The organism is Thomasclavelia sp. (assembly GCF_017889095.1).
In the GTDB taxonomy this organism is placed as follows: Bacteria; Bacillota_I; Bacilli_A; order Erysipelotrichales; family Coprobacillaceae; genus Thomasclavelia.
In genome coordinates this window covers 1-1234 of sequence record NZ_JAGHEW010000410.1, presented here as the reverse complement: position 1 = coordinate 1234, position 1234 = coordinate 1, and the positions used below count along the sequence as shown (strand labels likewise).

General features: G+C 53.2%; 2 rRNA genes. Both read left to right on the top strand.

From position 1 onward, the window contains the following. Window positions 1–380: ribosomal RNA gene (locus tag J7M77_RS16800) — 16S ribosomal RNA — on the top strand; the annotation flags it as partial. Between the two features lie 230 nt (window positions 381–610). Then, a 23S ribosomal RNA gene (locus J7M77_RS16795) occupies window positions 611–1234 on the top strand; the annotation flags it as partial.

Here is a 1234-nt window from a genome sequence, read left to right as displayed (position 1 = left end):
GGTGACAAGCCGGAGGAAGGCGGGGATGACGTCAAATCATCATGCCCCTTATGACCTGGGCTACACACGTGCTACAATGGACGGATCAGAGGGAAGCGAAGCCGCGAGGCGGAGCGAAACCCAGAAAACCGTTCCCAGTTCGGACTGCAGTCTGCAACTCGACTGCACGAAGATGGAATCGCTAGTAATCGCGAATCAGAATGTCGCGGTGAATACGTTCTCGGGCCTTGTACACACCGCCCGTCACACCACGAGAGTTGATAACACCCGAAGCCGGCGGCCCAACCGCAAGGAGGGAGCTGTCTAAGGTGGGATTGATGATTGGGGTGAAGTCGTAACAAGGTATCCCTACGGGAACGTGGGGATGGATCACCTCCTTTCTAGGGAGAGAATAAGAAGAGAGAGAAGTGTGTTTATAGGATACTGTTCAGTTTTGAGTGGGTGCATGAGCACCGCTCAAAGGAGATCATTGAAAACCGGATAGACAGAAAATGCGAAAGACAAAAGAAAGAAGAGATCGAAAGACGAGAGTCTGAGGTCTTTCTGAGAAAGTCGAAAAAACTAAGAAACAACATCGAAAGAGACAAAAAGTAAACAGGCAAAGAAGTAAGGTAAAGCTAAAAAGAGCGTACGGCGGATGCCTGGGCACAGAGAGGCGAAGAAGGACGCAGCAAACAGCGAAATGCGGCGGCGAGCAGTAAGCATGCAAAGACCCGCCGATGTCCGAATGGGGGAACCCGCCCGGAATAGAGACCGGGCAGCACAGAAGTGCGGCGAAACCCGGGGAACTGAAACATCTAAGTACCCGGAGGAAAGGAAAATAAGAATGATTCCCTGAGTAGCGGCGAGCGAAAGGGGAGGAGCCCAAACCGGCTTAAGGGCCGGGGTTGAAGGACTGTCGAAGAGCTGACGGAAGCGTTTCAGGCGAACGGAATGGGAAGTCCGGCGAAACAGGGTGAGAGCCCCGTAGCCGAAGGAGCGCGAAGGAGCGAGACAGCACCTGAGTACGGCGGGACACGAGGAATCCTGCCGGAATCGGCCAGGACCATCTGGCAAGGCTAAATACTACTCTGTGACCGATAGTGAACCAGTACCGTGAGGGAAAGGTGAAAAGAACCCCGGGAGGGGAGTGAAAGAGAACCTGAAACCGTATGCTTACAAGAAGTTAGAGCCCGTTAAAGGGTGATAGCGTGCCTTTTGTAGAATGAACCGGCGAGTTGCGATATGGAGCGAG